Origin of the sequence: Variovorax sp. DAIF25, assembly GCF_050711835.1 — a bacterium.
In the GTDB taxonomy this organism is placed as follows: domain Bacteria; phylum Pseudomonadota; class Gammaproteobacteria; order Burkholderiales; family Burkholderiaceae_C; genus Variovorax.
Window position 1 is genome coordinate 4,311,098 of record NZ_CP136636.1, and the last position, 15,618, is coordinate 4,326,715.

The 15,618-nt window shown below is 69.0% G+C and carries 12 protein-coding genes and 1 tRNA gene; 5 read left to right on the top strand and 8 right to left on the bottom strand.

All coding sequences use genetic code 11. The features are described from left to right. Positions 1 to 85 precede the first annotated feature (85 nt). From clpX to tig, 3 genes are all read right to left on the bottom strand, one after another. Complete coding sequence (clpX, locus tag R0232_RS20000) at positions 86 to 1,351, bottom strand: ATP-dependent Clp protease ATP-binding subunit ClpX (RefSeq protein WP_093344223.1); 1,266 nt, start codon at positions 1,349 to 1,351, stop codon at positions 86 to 88. Between the two features lie 126 nt (positions 1,352 to 1,477). Further along, positions 1,478 to 2,086 carry an ATP-dependent Clp endopeptidase proteolytic subunit ClpP gene (gene clpP / locus R0232_RS20005; RefSeq protein ID WP_093344225.1) on the bottom strand — a complete coding sequence of 203 codons (609 nt, stop codon included), beginning with the start codon at positions 2,084 to 2,086 and terminating at the stop codon, positions 1,478 to 1,480. Between the two features lie 116 nt (positions 2,087 to 2,202). After that, entirely contained in the window at positions 2,203 to 3,522 is a 1,320-nt protein-coding gene (gene tig, locus R0232_RS20010; protein WP_093344226.1) for a trigger factor, read from the bottom strand. A gap of 268 nt (positions 3,523 to 3,790) precedes the next feature. Here tig and R0232_RS20015 point away from each other — a divergent pair, with 268 nt between their 5' ends. Then, positions 3,791 to 4,798 carry a tetratricopeptide repeat protein gene (locus R0232_RS20015; RefSeq protein ID WP_431509174.1) on the top strand — a complete coding sequence of 336 codons (1,008 nt, stop codon included), beginning with the start codon at positions 3,791 to 3,793 and terminating at the stop codon, positions 4,796 to 4,798. Between the two features lie 77 nt (positions 4,799 to 4,875). Here R0232_RS20015 and R0232_RS20020 read toward each other — a convergent pair. From R0232_RS20020 to R0232_RS20035, 4 genes are all read right to left on the bottom strand, one after another. Further along, a tRNA-Leu gene (locus R0232_RS20020) sits at positions 4,876 to 4,962 on the bottom strand. A gap of 102 nt (positions 4,963 to 5,064) precedes the next feature. Beyond that, positions 5,065 to 8,265 carry an efflux RND transporter permease subunit gene (locus R0232_RS20025; RefSeq protein ID WP_208508956.1) on the bottom strand — a complete coding sequence of 1,067 codons (3,201 nt, stop codon included), beginning with the start codon at positions 8,263 to 8,265 and terminating at the stop codon, positions 5,065 to 5,067. Continuing rightward, positions 8,262 to 9,458, bottom strand: coding sequence for an efflux RND transporter periplasmic adaptor subunit (locus R0232_RS20030; RefSeq protein ID WP_093344231.1), 1,197 nt, complete (start codon positions 9,456 to 9,458; stop codon positions 8,262 to 8,264). Before R0232_RS20030 ends, R0232_RS20025 begins: the two co-directional genes overlap by 4 nt. 117 nt (positions 9,459 to 9,575) lie before the next feature. After that, complete coding sequence (locus R0232_RS20035; RefSeq protein WP_431509175.1) at positions 9,576 to 11,489, bottom strand: potassium transporter Kup; 1,914 nt, start codon at positions 11,487 to 11,489, stop codon at positions 9,576 to 9,578. A 60-nt stretch (positions 11,490 to 11,549) separates the two neighbouring features. On the opposite strand from R0232_RS20035, the gene hpnC reads away from it, so the two are divergent. Genes hpnC through R0232_RS20055 form a run of 4 tightly spaced genes read left to right on the top strand, consistent with a single transcriptional unit; the run spans position 11,550 to position 14,864 of the window. Beyond that, positions 11,550 to 12,476 (top strand): squalene synthase HpnC, encoded by a 927-nt coding sequence (gene hpnC / locus R0232_RS20040; protein ID WP_431509176.1) that lies wholly within the window; start codon positions 11,550 to 11,552, stop codon positions 12,474 to 12,476. After that, the gene (gene hpnD / locus R0232_RS20045; protein ID WP_093344234.1) at positions 12,473 to 13,312 is read left to right on the top strand and encodes a presqualene diphosphate synthase HpnD; all 840 of its coding nucleotides are present in this window, start codon (positions 12,473 to 12,475) and stop codon (positions 13,310 to 13,312) included. Before hpnC ends, hpnD begins: the two co-directional genes overlap by 4 nt. Continuing rightward, complete coding sequence (gene hpnE, locus R0232_RS20050) at positions 13,309 to 14,562, top strand: hydroxysqualene dehydroxylase HpnE (RefSeq protein ID WP_431509177.1); 1,254 nt, start codon at positions 13,309 to 13,311, stop codon at positions 14,560 to 14,562. The genes hpnD and hpnE overlap by 4 nt, the downstream gene beginning before the upstream one ends. Next, on the top strand, positions 14,559 to 14,864 hold the full coding sequence (locus tag R0232_RS20055; RefSeq protein WP_431509178.1) for a hypothetical protein: 306 nt from the start codon (positions 14,559 to 14,561) through the stop codon (positions 14,862 to 14,864). Before hpnE ends, R0232_RS20055 begins: the two co-directional genes overlap by 4 nt. Here the strand turns inward: R0232_RS20055 and R0232_RS20060 are convergent. After that, positions 14,861 to 15,505 carry a LysE family translocator gene (locus R0232_RS20060; RefSeq protein ID WP_093344238.1) on the bottom strand — a complete coding sequence of 215 codons (645 nt, stop codon included), beginning with the start codon at positions 15,503 to 15,505 and terminating at the stop codon, positions 14,861 to 14,863. The genes R0232_RS20055 and R0232_RS20060 overlap by 4 nt on opposite strands. Between the last annotated feature and the right edge of the window lie 113 nt (positions 15,506 to 15,618).

Below are 15,618 nucleotides of genomic sequence, written 5' to 3' on the forward strand. Positions count from 1 at the left end.
GCGACACGGGCATTTCAAGCCCGCAGCCGCAGTCTTTGTCGAAGACGCCGGGCATCTCGGGGGGAAGAGCCGGCGGGGGAGTCACTCAGGCCTTCTTGGCTGCCTCGCGGTACACGAGCAGCGGGGGCTTGTTCTCGTCGATTGTCGATTCCTCGACCACGACCTTGTCGACGTTGGTGGCATTGGGCAGCTCGAACATCGTGTCGATCAGCGACTGCTCGAGGATCGAGCGCAGGCCGCGCGCGCCGGTCTTGCGGGCCAGGGCCTTGCGCGCGATCGCCTTGAGGGCGGCGGGGCGGATCTCGAGGTCCACGCCCTCCATCTGCAGCAGCTTGGTGAACTGCTTGACCACGGCGTTCTTGGGCTCGGTGAGGATGCGCACCAGCGCGTCCTCGCTGAGCTCGGCCAGCGAGGCCACCACGGGCATGCGGCCCACGAGTTCGGGGATCAGGCCGAACTTGATCAGATCCTCGGGCTCGACCTCGCGGAACACCTCGGTGAGGCTGCGCTGGGCCTTGCTCTTGACGCTGGCGCCGAAACCGATGCCCGAGGCCTCGGTGCGGTTCTCGATCACCTTCTCGAGGCCCGCGAAGGCACCGCCGCAGATGAACAGGATGTTGGTCGTGTCGATCTGCAGGAAGTCCTGGTTCGGGTGCTTGCGCCCGCCCTGGGGCGGCACGCTGGCCATGGTGCCTTCGATCAGCTTGAGCAGCGCCTGCTGCACGCCCTCGCCCGACACGTCGCGCGTGATCGAGGGGTTGTCGGACTTGCGCGAGATCTTGTCGATCTCGTCGATGTAGACGATGCCGCGCTGCGCGCGCTCGACCTCGTAGTTGCAACTCTGCAGCAGCTTCTGGATGATGTTCTCGACGTCCTCGCCGACGTAGCCGGCCTCGGTCAGCGTGGTGGCGTCGGCCATCACGAAGGGCACGTCGAGCTGGCGCGCCAGCGTCTGCGCCAGGAGCGTCTTGCCCGAGCCCGTGGGGCCGATCAGCAGGATGTTGCTCTTGCTGAGCTCCACGTCCTCGCCCTTGGCCTTTTCCTTGTGGCGCAGGCGCTTGTAGTGGTTGTAGACGGCCACCGACAGCATGCGCTTGGCCGGCTCCTGGCCGATCACGTAGTTGTCGAGGTTGGTCTTGATCTCGAGCGGCGTCGGCAGGTCGTTGCGCGCCTCGCGCGCTTCCTCGCCGGCCGGCAGTTCGTCGCGGATGATCTCGTTGCAGAGGTCGATGCACTCGTCGCAGATGAAGACCGAAGGACCCGCGATCAGCTTCTTCACCTCGTGCTGGCTTTTGCCGCAGAACGAGCAGTAGAGCGTTTTTTCGCTGGAAGTGCCTTTTTTCTCGGCCATGGACAGGTGCCTCGTAACGGGTTTGGACAATGATAACGAAACAAAAACGGCGTTTCCCGTGTGGAAAACGCCGTTGTTGCCTTTTTGGCGCCTCCGGCATCGCGACGCCGGCGCGCCGAACCCCGCTCAGGGGCGCTTGGCGATGACCTGGTCGACCAGGCCGTAGTCCTTGGCCTCGTCGGCCGTCAGGAAGTAATCGCGCTCGGTATCGGACTTGACCTTGTCCAGCGGCTGGCCGGTGCGCTCGGCCAGGATGCGGTTCATCTGGTCCTTGGTGCGCAGGATGTCGCGCGCATGGATCTCGATGTCGGTGGCCTGGCCGCGGGCGCCGCCGAGCACCTGGTGGATCATGATCTTCGAGTTGGGCAGCGAGAAGCGCTTGCCCTTGGCACCGGCCGCGAGCAGGAACGCGCCCATGCTGGCCGCGAAGCCCACGCACAGGGTCGAGACCTCGGGCTTGATGAACTGCATGGTGTCGTAGATCGCCATGCCGGCCGTGACGCTGCCGCCCGGGGAGTTGATGTAGAACGAGATGTCCTTGTCGGGGTTCTCGCTCTCGAGGAACAGCAGCTGGGCCACCACGAGGTTGGCGGTCTGGTCGTTGACCTCGCCCACCAGGAAGATGATGCGTTCCTTGAGGAGCCGCGAGTAGATGTCGTAGGACCGTTCGCCACGGCCCGATTGCTCGATGACCATCGGGACCATGCCGAGGCCTTGGATTTCCTGTGCGCTCATGAATTTGCTCCGGAGAAGGGTTCGTTCGCTGTCGTCAATCTGAACTGTACGCCTGAGTGAAATGGGGCTCGTGCCGCAAAGCACAAGCCCCATGGCGTCCCGGGCCGAGGCGGCGATCAGGCCTGTTGCTGCTGCGCCATCAGTTCGTCGAACGACACCGACTTCTCGGCGACCTTGGCCTTGCCGAGCACGAAATCGGTCACGTTGTTCTCGATCACCACGGCCTCGACTTCGGCCAGGCGGTTGTTGTCGCTGAAGTACCAGCGCACCACGTCGGCCGGCTTCTCGTAGCTCGAGGCGAGCTCGTCGATGTGGGCCTTGATCTGCTCGGGCTTGGCCTGCAGGTTGTTGGCGCGCACCAGCTCGGCGACCACCAGGCCCAGGCGCACGCGGCGCTCGGCCTGGGGACGGAACACTTCCTCGGGGATCGGGGCCTTGTCGGCGTCCTTGATGCCGCGCTGCTTGAGCTCGGCGCGCGCGCCTTCGATCATGCGGTTGACTTCGGACTGCACGCTGGCGTTGGGCAGGTCGAGCTCGGCGTTGGCCACCAGCGCGTCCATCACGGCGTTCTTGTTGCGCGCCAGCAGGCGGAACTTGACCTCGCGCTCGAGGTTCTTCTTGATGTCGGCGCGCAGACCGTCGACCGTGGCGTCGGCGATGCCGAGCGACTTGGCGAGCTGCTCGTTGACTTCGGGCAGGTGCGAGGCTTCGATCTTCTTCAGCGTGACGAGGAAGTCGGCCTGCTTGCCGGCCACGTCCTGGCCGTGATAGTCGGCCGGGAACGACAGCGGGAAGGTGCGGCTGTCGCCGGCCTTCATGCCGCGCACGGCGTCTTCGAATTCCTTGAGCATCTGGCCTTCGCCGACCACGAACTGGAAGTCCTCGGCCTTGCCGCCCTGGAAGGGCTCGCCGTCGATCTTGCCTTCGAAGTCGACGGTCACGCGGTCGTCGTCCTGGGCCACGGCGTCCTGCGCGCGCTGCGCGAAGGTGCGGCGCTGCTTGCGCAGGATGTCCAGCGTCTTGTCGATCGCGTCGTCGCCCACTTCGGCCGACAGTTTCTCGACTTCGGCGCCCGACAGGTCGTTGATCTTGACTTCGGGGAACACCTCGAACACGGCGTCGAAGGACAGCTCGCCTTCGGGCGCGCCTTCCTTCTCGGTGATGCGGGGCTGGCCGGCCACGCGCAGCTTGGCTTCGTTGGCGGCCTGCGAGAAGGCCTCGCCGACCTTGTCGTTCATGACCTCGAACTGCACCGAGTAGCCATAGCGCTGGGCCACGACGTTCATCGGCACCTTGCCGGGACGGAAGCCGTCCATCTTGACGGTGCGCGCGAGCTTCTTGAGGCGCGAATCGACTTCGGACTGGATGATGCCGACCGGCAGGGTCAGCGTGATCTTGCGTTCGAGCTTCTCGAGGGTTTCAACGGTCACGGTCATGATGTCTTCCTTGTGAGGGGGCTGCCACGCGGGGCCTGCATCGTTTTTATCAATACAGATCAAGGACTTACACGCGCTGGCGGGATTGATGCGGAGGCACGCGCATGCAGCGCGTAAAACCGGGCAACCCAAGATTCTAATCGGCCGGAACAGGCTCCCTTGGGCATGCCCCGAAGTCGATGCGCGGAGGCCGCGGACGGCAGGCCGGATGGCCCCCGGTTTCGCGCTTACAGTGGCGGCCGGTTCGCCATTGCCCACAGGAAACCCGATGCTCCAGCGATTGCTCGCCGCCTTCAGCCTGGCCCTTGCCGCCGCCCTCGTGTTCGCCCTTCCGCTGGCGGCCCAGGCGAAGACCGGCGACGCGCAGGCGGCGAAGGTGCCAACCATCCAGCAGATCTACGAAGCGGCGAGCAAGGGCCGGATGGACGCCGCCAACACCATGATCGAGAAGGTGCTGAAGAGCCATCCCCGCAGTGCGAAGGCCCATTTCGTCCACTCGGAGCTGCTGGCGATGCAGGACCGGCTCGACGACGCACGGGAGGCGCTGGCGCGGGCCAGGAAGCTGTCGCCAGGCCTCGAGTTCGCGAAGGCCGAATCGGTCGCCAAGCTCGAACGCAAGCTGGAGACGCCGGTCGAGATCCAGCCCGAGCCCGAGCCCGTGCCCGTGCCCGCCACATTGCCCGCCGCGCCGGCGATGCCCTCGAGCCTGCCCTCGCCGAACGACTACTTCCCGCCGGACAGCAAGATCGCCTGGGGACCGATTGCCCTGGCGGCGACCGGCATCCTCGCGCTGGCCCTCGTCGCGCAGGTCTTCTTCCGGCGGCGTACGCGCACCGTCGACCTTCTCGAGCCCACGGAGCCCTCCGCGCCCCGCTCGCGCCGGTTCTCGCGGCCCCTCAGCGATTCGTCGATGGGCTACGGCACGCCCGCGACGGACGGCGATCGGGAGTTCCCGCCCGCGCCGGTGCCGAGCCAGGGCCCGAACCTCACGGAAGCGCTCGCGGTCGGCGCGGTGGTCGGTACCGTGGTCGTGGGCGAAGTGCTGCGCCGGGTCATCCAGGATCACGCGGACGAGCAGCGCGGCACCACGGTGAACATCTTCAACCACCACCATCACCGCAGCAGCCGCAGCCCGTGGTCGTCGTCCGATCCCGACCCGGAACCCTCGTACGACCGCAGCTTCGTGGACAAGGACTTCGGCATCAAGGACACGAGCTCGTGGGACAGCGCGAGCGACAGCAGCGACAGCTCGAGCAGCAACAGCAACGACTGGTAGCCCACGAAAAAAGCCTCCGGTCCCTGCGGAACGGAGGCTTTCTCGCTGCTCGATAGAACGGTCTACATAGCAGAGGCTGGTGCGCGGGGCCGGACTCGAACCGGCACGTTCTTGCGAACGTCAGGACCTAAACCTGGTGCGTCTACCAATTTCGCCACCCGCGCGATGCCAATCTTTCAGGTGAATGCAAAAGCGGACGGCCTTCCGGCACCTCGGTCATCCCTGGTGCCAAAGACCATCCGCTTGAAATCGGTCAGCTTCGGATTTTAAACATGAATGGGGGCCGCCTCCGGCCCGCTCGGTGCCGCGGGCTGCGCCTCCTCGCGCTTGACCCGGAACGCCGCGGCATACATCGCCGGCAGCGCCAGCAAGGTCAGCACCGTCGCCACGATCAACCCGCCCATGATGGCGACCGCCATCGGGCCCCAGAACACGCTGCGCGAGAGCGGGATCATCGCCAGCACGGCGGCCGCGGCGGTCAGCACGATCGGGCGCAGGCGGCGCACGGCCGACTCGACGATGGCGTCCCAGGCCGGCACGCCGGCCGCGCGGTCGTGCTCGATCTGGTCGATCAGGATCACGGCGTTGCGCTGGATCATCCCCATCAGCGCGATCACGCCGAGCAGCGCGACGAAGCCGAAGGGCCGGTTCAGCACCAGCAGCGCACCGGCCACGCCGGCGATGCCCATGGGGCCGGTGATGAACACCAGCAGCGAGCGGCTGAAGCTGTGCAGCTGCAGCATCAGCAGCGTGAACACCAGGAACAGCATGATCGGCACGCCGGCCACGATGGAGGCCGAGCCCTTGCTGCTCTCCTCCACCGCACCCGCCACCTCGATGCGATAGGCGCCCTGCCCGGCCGCGTGCCAGCCGGCCTCGAGCTCGCGCAGCTTCGGCAGCAGCTGGTCGGTCACGGTCGCGCCCTGCAGGCCCTCGGTCACGTCGCCCTGCACGGTGATCGCGTAGTCGCGGTTCTCGCGCCACATCACGCCCGGCTCCCAGGTGAACACCGGCCGGGCGATCTGCGTCAGCGGGATCGAGCGGCCCGAGGCCGTCGGCAGGTAGGCGTTGCCGATGTCCGAGATGGCTTCGCGCTCGTCGGCCGACTGGCGCAGCACGATGTCGATCAGCAGGTCGTTCTCGCGGTACTGGCCCACGGTGGTGCCGCTGAACATGGTGCGCGAGGCCTGCGCGATGGCCTGGCTGGTCACGCCGAGCGCGCGCGCCTTGGCCTGGTCGACCTCGAGGCGGATCACCTTCACCGACTCGTTCCAGTTGTCGTTCACGCCGCGCATGTTGGCGTTCTCGCGCAGCACGGCCTTGACCTCGTCGGCGTGCGCGCGCAGCTGCGTCGGGTCGGTGCCGATCACGCGGAACTGCACCGGGTACGGCACCGGCGGCCCGTTGGGCAGCAGCTTCACGCGGCCGCGCACTTCGGGGAATTCCTGCGCCAGCAGGCCGGGCAGCGACAGCCGCAGCGTCTCGCGCACCTTGAGGTCGCTCGCCAGCACGATCAGCTGCGAGACGTTGGACTGCGGGAACACCTGGTCCAGCGGCAGGTAGAAGCGCGGCACGCCCGAGCCGATCCAGGTGCTGACGGTCTTCACGCCCGCTTCCTTGAGGATGCGCTGCTCGACCCGCTTCGCCACCTCCTCGTTGGCCTGGAACGAGGTGCCCTCGGGGAACCAGATGTCGACCAGGATCTCGGGCCGGCTCGAGTCGGGGAAGAACTGCTGCTGCACCTTGCCCATGCCGACGATGCCGAGCGCGAAGATCAGCACGGTGGCGCCGATGGTCAGCCAGCGGTGCTGCACGCACCAGTTCACCGCGCGGCGGAAGGCGTTGTAGAACGGCGTGTCGAACAGCTCGTGCGGCGGTGCATCGGGGTCGTGCGGCTTGACCTTGAGCAGCAAGGTGCCCAGGTACGGCACGAAGTACACCGAGACGATCCACGACAGCACCAGCGCGATCACCGTCACCGCGAAGATCGCGAAGGTGTATTCGCCGGTCACCGACTTGGCGATGCCGATCGGCAGGAAGCCCGCGGCGGTGATCAGCGTGCCGGTGAGCATGGGCTTGGCCGTCACGTCGTAGGCGAAGGTGGCGGCGCGGACCTTGTCGTAGCCCTCCTCCATCTTCCGCACCATCATCTCGACCGCGATGATCGCGTCGTCCACCAGCAGGCCCAGCGCGATGATCAGCGAGCCCAGCGAGATCTTGTGCAGCCCGATGCCGAAGTAGTTCATCGCCAGGAAGGTCACGGCCAGCACCAGCGGGATGGTGATCGCCACCACCAGGCCCGGGCGCATGTCGATGTACCAGCCGAAGCGCCCGCCCTTGTGCAGGCCCAGCGAGATGATGCTGACCGCGAGCACGATGGCCACGGCCTCGATCAGCACGCGCACGAACTCGTTGACCGAGCTCGCCACGGCGACCGGCTGGTCCTGCACCTGCGCGAGCTTCACGCCCAGCGGCAGCTGCTTGTCGATGCTCGCGGTGGCCGCGCGCAGCGCCTTGCCCAGCGCGATGATGTCGCCGCCCTTGGTCATCGACACGCCGAGCGCGATCACTTCCTTGCCCTGGTGGTGCACCTTGACCGAGGGCGGATCGATGTAGCCGCGGCGGATCTCGGCGATGTCGCCGAGCTTGAGCTGGTTGCCCGAGCTGCCGCGGATCGGCATCTCGCGCAGTTGGTCGACGTTGGTGAACTGGCCGCCCACGCGCACCTGCACCACGTCGAGCGGCGACTGGATCGTGCCGGCGCTCTCGACCGCGTTCTGCGAGCCGAGCTGCTGCAGCACGGCGTTGAAGTCGAGGCCCAACTGCGCCAGGCGCTTCTGCGAGATCTCGATGAAGACCTTCTCGTCCTGCACACCGAACTGGTCGACCTTGGCCACGTCCTTCACGCGCAGCAGCTGCTGGCGCACGTCGTCGGCCAGGGTCTTGAGCTCGGCATAGCTGAAGCCCTCGCTCTCGAGCGCGTAGATCACGCCGTAGACGTCGCCGAAGTCGTCGTTGAAGAACGGCCCCTGCACGCCCGCGGGCAGGGTGCCGCGCATGTCGCCGATCTTCTTGCGCACCGTGTACCAGACGTTGGCGACCTCGCTCGCCTTCGAGGAGTCCTTGATCTGGAAGATGATCTGCGACTCGCCGGGCTTGGAGTAGCTGCGGATCTTGTCGGCGTACGGCGCCTCCTGCAGCGTGCGCTCGAGCTTGTCGGTGACCTGCTCGGCCACCTGCTGCGCGGTGGCGCCGGGCCAGTAGGTGCGCACCACCATCGCGCGGAAGGTGAAGGGCGGATCCTCGTCCTGCCCGAGCTGGAAGTAGGCGAAGGCGCCCAGCACCATCAGCACCAGCATCAGGTAGCGCGTGAGCGGCGCGTGGTCGAGCGCCCATTTCGAGAGATTGAAGCCGCCCGCGCGGGCGTCCGGCTCGGCGCCGTGGTTCGCCTTGTCAGCGCCGCTCATTTGCCGGCACCCGCTGCGATCTCCTTCTTGTTGGCGGCCACGGGCGCGACGCCCTGCGTGGCACTGCCCGCGTCCGCACCGCCCGCCGCCACTTCACGCGGCTGGTAGATCGTGACCTTCTGGCCCGGCGACAGCACGTGCACCCCCGCCACCACCACCTGCATGCCGGGCGTGACGCCGGCGCCGATCACGGCCTCGTTGCCGTCGGCGGTCGCCACCTGCACCGGCTGCGAGCGCACGGTCATGGTCGACTTGTCGAGCACCCACACGGCCGTGCCCTTGCCTTCCTGGCGCAGCGCGCTGGTCGGCAGCTTGACGACGGCCGGGCCGCTGCGCGCGAGCGCCTGCGGCCGCGCATAGACCGTGGCGCCGAGCGCGGGCGCGCTGGCGGCATCGATCGCCACCTTCACGGTGAAGGTGCGCGTCACGGCGTCGGCACTGGCCGCCACCTCGCGCACCTGGCCCTGCAGTTCCTCGCCGCCCGACCAGCCGCGCACCGCGACCGCCGAGCCGGGCTTGACCAGGCCCGCGCGGTCCTCGGGCACCGCGAACACCACGTCGCGCGCGCCGTCCTGCGCGATCCGCACCACCGGCGTGCCGGCCTGCACCACCTGGCCCGGCTCGGCCTCGATGGCGGTGATGACGCCGGCCACGTCGGCCACCAGCGTCGTGTAGTTGGCCTGGTTGCCCTGCGACGAGAGCTGGGCCTGCGCCTGCTCGAGCTGGGCCTGCGCCGCCTTCCAGGTCGATTCGCGGCGCTCGAGCTCGGCGCCGCTGATGAAGTTCTGCTCGCGCAGCTCGCGGTAGCGCTTGAGGTCGGCCGCGGCCAGGTCACGGTTGGTCAGCGCCGCGGCCTGCTGGGCGCGGGCCGCTTCGGCGGCCAGCCGGTAGTCCTGCGGATCGAGCTGGGCCAGCACCTGGCCGGCCTGCACGCGCTGGCCGAGCTCGGCCTGGCGGCGCGTGATCTTGCCCGCCACGCGGAAGCCCAGGCGCGACTCGACGCGCGCCCGCACCTCGGCCGAGAACTCGGGCTGGGCATCGAATTCGCTGGTGCCCACGGTCACCAGCTTGACCGCGCGGACCGGTTCCTCCGCAGGTTTGGACGGCGAGCAGGCGGCCAGGGCCACGAGGGCGGGAACCAGCAGCCAGGCGGCCGCGCGGTCGAGCGAGAAGATGGATTGGGAGGCGGTCATGAGACACCCTGGAAGGAACGAACCGGGTCTTTAATGACCCACCGGTTAGTAATCTAGGGTAAACGTGAACCGCTGTCAATTACCCGCCGGTCAGTAGCGCCGGCGCCCGCCCCGTGCTCAGGTCCGCTGGCCCATTTCCACCAGCCGGTTGTCGGGCAGTTCGAAGTAGTCCGAGGCGCGCCCGGCGTTGCGCTGCAGCCAGCCGAACAGCGCGCGCCGGATCGGGTTGAGGCCCGGCAGGTTCTCCTCACCCACCGAGGCGCGCGAGACGAAATACGAAGTCTTCATCGAGTCGATGGCCAGCGTCTTCTGGTAGGCCAGGATGCGGATGAACTCGGGCACGTCGGGCCGCTCCATGAAGCCGTGGCGCGCGGTCACGACCCAGATGCCGGTCATCAGCGACTCGGCCTCGATGCGCAGGCGCGCGTCGACGCGCGGCGTGTCGCAGGGCAGCACGCGCAGCACGATCACCTGCTCGTGCAGCACCTGGTTGTGCTTGAGGTTGTGCAGCAGCGCATGCGGCACCGACGTGACGTTGACGTTGAGGAACACCGCCGTGCCCTGCACCCGGTGCGGCATGTGGTGGGCCAGCGAGTCGAAGAAGGGCCGCAGCGGCAGGCTCTCGGCCGCGGCCGCCTCCAGCCCCAGGCGCCGCCCCTTGGCCCAGGTGGTGAACAGCAGCATCACGCCCGCCGCCACCGCCAGCGTGAGCCAGCCGCCCTCGGCCACCTTGAGGCTGTTGGCGACCACGAAGGTCAGGTCGACCGCCGCGAAGGCCGCCACGCCCAGCGCCACCGCCGGCTTGTTCCAGCGCCACAGCCCCCAGGCCACGATGCCGGCCAGCAGGGTGGTCGTGACCATGGTGATCGACACCGCGATGCCGTAGGCGGCCGACAGCGCGCTCGAGCTGCGGAAGCCCAGCACCAGCAGCAGCACGCCCACCATCAGCAGCCAGTTGACGGTCGGCACGTAGATCTGGCCGATGGCCGTGCCCGAGGTCTGGATCACGCGCATGCGCGGCAGGTAGCCCATGCGCATCGCATGCGCCGTGAGCGAGAAGGCGCCCGAGATCACCGCCTGCGAGGCGATCACCGTCGCCATCGCGGCCAGCAGCACCATCGGCAGCACGCCCCAGGCCGGAAAGAGCCGGAAGAAGGGGTTGTCGATGGCTGCCGGATTGGCCAGCACCAGCGCGCCCTGGCCGAAGTAGTTGAGCACCAGCCCCGGCAGCGCGATGAAGAGCCAGGCGAGCCGGATCGGCCGCGCGCCGAAGTGGCCCATGTCGGCGTACAGCGCCTCGCCGCCGGTGAAGGCCAGGAACACCGCGCCCAGCACCGCCAGCGACTGCAGCCGGTGCTCGACCAGGAACAGCACGGCGCGCCGCGGATCGAGCGCCGCCAGCACCTGCGGCTGGGCTAGCACCTGCAGCAGCCCGGCCACGCCGATCACCACGAACCACAGCAGCATCACCGGCCCGAACACCTTGCCGACCGCGCCGGTGCCCTTCTTCTGCACCGCGAACAGCGCGATCAGGATCACCACCGTGATCGGCAGCACCGCGCGCTCGAGCATCGGCGCGCGCACCTCCAGCCCCTCGACCGCCGACAGCACCGAGATCGCCGGCGTGATCAGGCTGTCGCCGTAGAACATGGCCGCGCCCACCAGGCCCAGCAGCCCGATCAGGTGGCCGAGCCAGGGCCTGGCGCCGATGCGCGAGGCGGCATTGCGCGCCAGCGCCTGCAGCGCCAGGATGCCGCCCTCGCCGTCGTGGTCGGCGCGCAGCACGAACACCACGTACTTGAGCGTCACCACGAACAGCAGGCCCCAGAAGATCAGCGACAGCAGCCCGAGCACCGCGTCGGGCGAGAACGGCACGCCGTGCTCCGGGTTGAGCGTTTCCTTGAAGGCGTACAGCGGCGAGGTGCCGATGTCGCCGAACACGACGCCGAGCGCCGCGATCACGACCAGGCCCTTGCCGGCCGGGTGCGCCGCGTCGCCTTGCGCGGTGGAGGTCCTGGCCGGTGCATTCATGGGGCAAGAATCGAGAGTGGGGACGCCGGGAGCATAGCCGTGCTGGTTGACAATCGCAGCGTGTCCCAGACGCCCCCTCCCCCCCTCGCCGCCGCCGCCCCGACGCACTACGAGAATTTTCCCGTGGCCTCGTGGCTGTGCCCGCCACGGCTGCGCGCGCCGATCGCGGCCATCTACCACTTCGCGCGCACGGCCGACGATATCGCCGACGAGGGCCAGGCCACGCCCGCACAGCGCCTGGCCGAGCTGCACGCCTACCGTGCCGCGCTGGCCGATGCGGCCCAGGGCCGGGTCGACCCGGCCGGGCCCTGGGCCGGGGTGTTCGGCCCGCTCGCCCACAGCATCGAAACCTTCGGCCTGCCCGAGACGCTGCTGGCCGACCTGCTCGACGCCTTCATGCAGGACATCGTGAAGACCCGCGACGGCAGCGACTACGCCGACCGCGAGGAACTGCTCGACTACTGCCGCCGCTCGGCCAACCCCGTGGGCCGGCTGCTGCTGCACCTGTACGGCGTGCACGACGCGCCCTCGCTCGCGCAGAGCGACGCCATCTGCAGCGCGCTGCAACTCATCAATTTCTGGCAGGACCCGAGCGTGGACCTGCCGCGCGGGCGCTTCTACTTCCCGCTGACCGACTGCGCCCGGCGCGGCTTCACGCGCCAGCACTTCAAGGTGTTCGCGCCGCTCTCGCCCGCCTACCCGCCGCCGCAGGAGGCGATCAACCTGATCTCGGTGGTGTCGTTCTGGGCCCGCGAGCTGATGCAGCAGGGCGCGCCGCTGGTGCACCGCCTGCCGGGGCGCGCCGGCTGGGAGCTGCGCCTGGTCGTGCAGGGCGGCCTGCGCATCCTCGACAAGATCGAGGACCTGGGCTTCGACAGCTTCACGCAGCGGCCCACGATCGGCAAGGCCGATGCCCCCGTGCTGCTCTGGAAGGCGCTGCGGATGCGGAGACAATCACGGCCCATGAACGCAGCGCCCTCCCGATGAATCCCGAGCAATACGTGCAAGACAAGGCCGCCGCCTCGGGCAGCAGTTTCTATTACGCCTTCCTGTTCCTTCCCAAGCCGCGGCGCGCGGCCATCACCGCCTTCTACGCCTTCTGCCGCGAGGTCGACGACGTGGTCGACGAGGTCAGCGACCCCGGCGTGGCCGCCACCAAGCTCGCCTGGTGGCGCACCGAGGTGGCCCAGGCCTTCGCGGGCACGCCGCGCCATCCGGTGATGCAGGCGCTGATGCCGCACGTGGCGGCCTACGGCATCGAGGCGCGCCAACTCGACCAGGTCATCGAGGGCTGCCAGATGGACCTCGAGCAGACCCGCTACCTCGACTTCCCCGGCCTCGCGCGCTACTGCCACCTGGTGGCGGGCGTGGTGGGCGAGGTGGCGGCGCGCATCTTCGGCCAGACCGAGGCGCAGACCACCGCCTACGCGCACAAGCTCGGCCTCGCGCTGCAGCTCACCAACATCATTCGCGACGTGGGCGAGGACGCCCTGCGCGGACGCATCTACCTGCCGGTCAACGACCTGCAGAAGCACGAGGTCAAGGCGCACGAGATCCTCAACCGCGTGCATTCCGAGCGCTTCGTCGCGCTGATGAAGTTCCAGGCCCAGCGCGCCCATGCCGCCTACGACGAGGCGCTGGCGCTGCTGCCCGCGGCCGACCGCCGCGCGCAAAAGCCGGGCCTGATGATGGCCAGCATCTACCGCACCCTGCTGCGCGAGATCGAGCGCGACGACTTCCAGGTGCTGAACCAGCGCGTGAGCCTCACGCCCGTGCGCAAGCTGTGGCTGGCCTGGAAGGTGCAGGCGCTGGGCCGGCTGTGAGGCTGGCGGTCGTCGGGGCCGGCTGGGCCGGCCTGGCCTGCGCGGTCGAGGCCGTGCGCCAGGGCCACGCGGTCACCGTGTTCGAGGCCGCGCCCAGCGCTGGCGGCCGCGCGCGCCGCGTCGACGACATGCACGGCATGGCGCTCGACAACGGCCAGCACATCCTGATCGGCGCCTACGCCGCCACGCTGCAGCTGATGCGCGATGTCGGCGTCGATCCCGAGCGCGTGCTGCTGCGCCTGCCGCTGTCGCTGCGCTTCGCCGATGGCGGCGGCCTGCAGCTGCCGCGCCTGCCCGCACCGCTCGACCTGCTGGCGGGCATCTTCCGGGCGCGCGGCTGGACCTGGCGCGACAAGTCCGCGCTGCTGCGCACCGCGATCGGCTGGCGCTTGAAGGGCTTTCGCTGCGACGCATCCACCACCGTGGCCGAGCTCTGCGCGGGGCTCACGCCGCGCGTGATGCAGGAGCTGATCGAGCCGCTGTGCGTCTCGGCGCTCAACACGCCGGTCGCGCAATCGAGCGGCCAGGTCTTCCTGCGCGTGCTCCACGACGCGCTGTTCAGCGGCAGCGGCGGTGCCGACCTGCTGCTGCCGCGCGCCGACCTCGGCGCGCTGCTGCCCGATGCGGCCCTCGCCTGGCTGCGCGCGCATGCTGCAAGCCTGCGCATCGGCCAGCGCGTGCGCGCGATCGCGCCCGAGGCGAAAGCGTGGCGCGTCGACGGCGAAGTCTTCGACCGCGTGGTGCTGGCCTGCGCGCCCTGGGATGCCGCCCGGCTCGTGCGCGCCAGCGGCCTGCCGGCCGAGGCCTGGTGCGCATGCACCGAGGCGCTGCGCTTCGAGGCCATCGCCACGATCTACCTGCGCGGTGCCACGCCGCTGGCCGAACCGATGCTCGCGCTGCGCAGCGACCCCGCCACGGCACCGGCCCAGTTCGTGTTCGACAAGGAACGGCTCTGCGGCCTGCCGGGCGTGCTCGCGATGGTCGTGAGCGCCAACGAGACGCCGCGCGAGCTGCTCGAGACGCAGGCGCTCGCGCAGGCCGCCGCGCAACTGGGCCAGGCCGGCCTGCAGGTCGTGCAGACCGTGGTCGAGAAGCGGGCGACCTTCGCCTGCACGCCTGGGCTGGCGCGGCCACCGGCCACCATCGAGCCCGGTTTGCTGGCCTGCGGCGACTATGTTGCGGGCCCCTACCCCGCCACGCTCGAGGGCGCGGTGCTCAGCGGCCTGGCCGCTGCGAGGACGGCCGCATGAGCACCGAGCTGCGCTACCTCGACTTCGACTACAGCGAGGACGCCGACGGCCATGGCAGCTTCGATGCGATGGCCTCGGTCGCGCCCGAGCGCCTGGGCGAGGTGCAAGCCGAGATCGATCGGGTGCTGGCCTGGGCCGAGGCCGCCTTTCCCTATGCGCGCGGCGCGCTCGACGAAGGAGCGGTGTGGGACTATGACCTGCAGCACACGCGCGACGATGCGCGTTTCGAGACCCTGGCCTTCTCGCTGAGCGGCACGGCCGATTTCTGCGCCGCGCTGCGCGAGCGCTTCGGCCTCGATTAAGCGGCCGTCTTGTTGCGCAGCCGCAGCAGGCTCAGCCCCAGCAGCACGAACGCACCGCCCGAGACCTTGTTGAACAGCCGCGTGCGGCGCGGGTCCGACAGCTGCTTGCGCAGCAGGCGCGCCAGCAGCACGTAGAAGGCATGCGACAGCACCGAGGCGGCCGCGAAGGTGGTGGTCAGCACCGCGAACTGGGTGGCGATCGGCGCGTCCTGCGTGAGGAACTGCGGGAACAGCGCCGAGAAGAACAGGATGCTCTTCGGGTTGGTCAGCGCCACCGTCAGGCCATGGCCGAACAGGCGCCAGCTCGAACGCGGCGAGCCCGCCGCCGAGGCACCCTGCAGGTCGGCGAAAACGCTGCCCTGGCTGCGCCACTGCTTGATGCCGAGGTAGATCAGGTAGGCCGCGCCCGCCAGCTTCAGCACCATGAAGGCATGGGCCGAGGTCGAGAGCACCACGCCCAGCCCGGCCATCGCGGCGGCCGACACCATGAAGAGCCCGGTCGCATTGCCCAGCGAGCTGATCATCGCGCGGCGCGGACCCACGGACATCGAGTTCGACACCGCCAGCAGCACCGCGGGGCCGGGCGTGAAGGCGACGAGCAGGGTCACGCCGCAGAAGAGGAGCCAGTTGGACAGATGCATGGGGAGCTTTCGCGCGGCGCGCTCGCGCCGCAGGCCGGGGAAGCAAAACTATAGTCGGGCCACCCGTTCGCCGCAGCCGCGGCGGAAATTGCCCTCATGGCCCACCCTCCCCC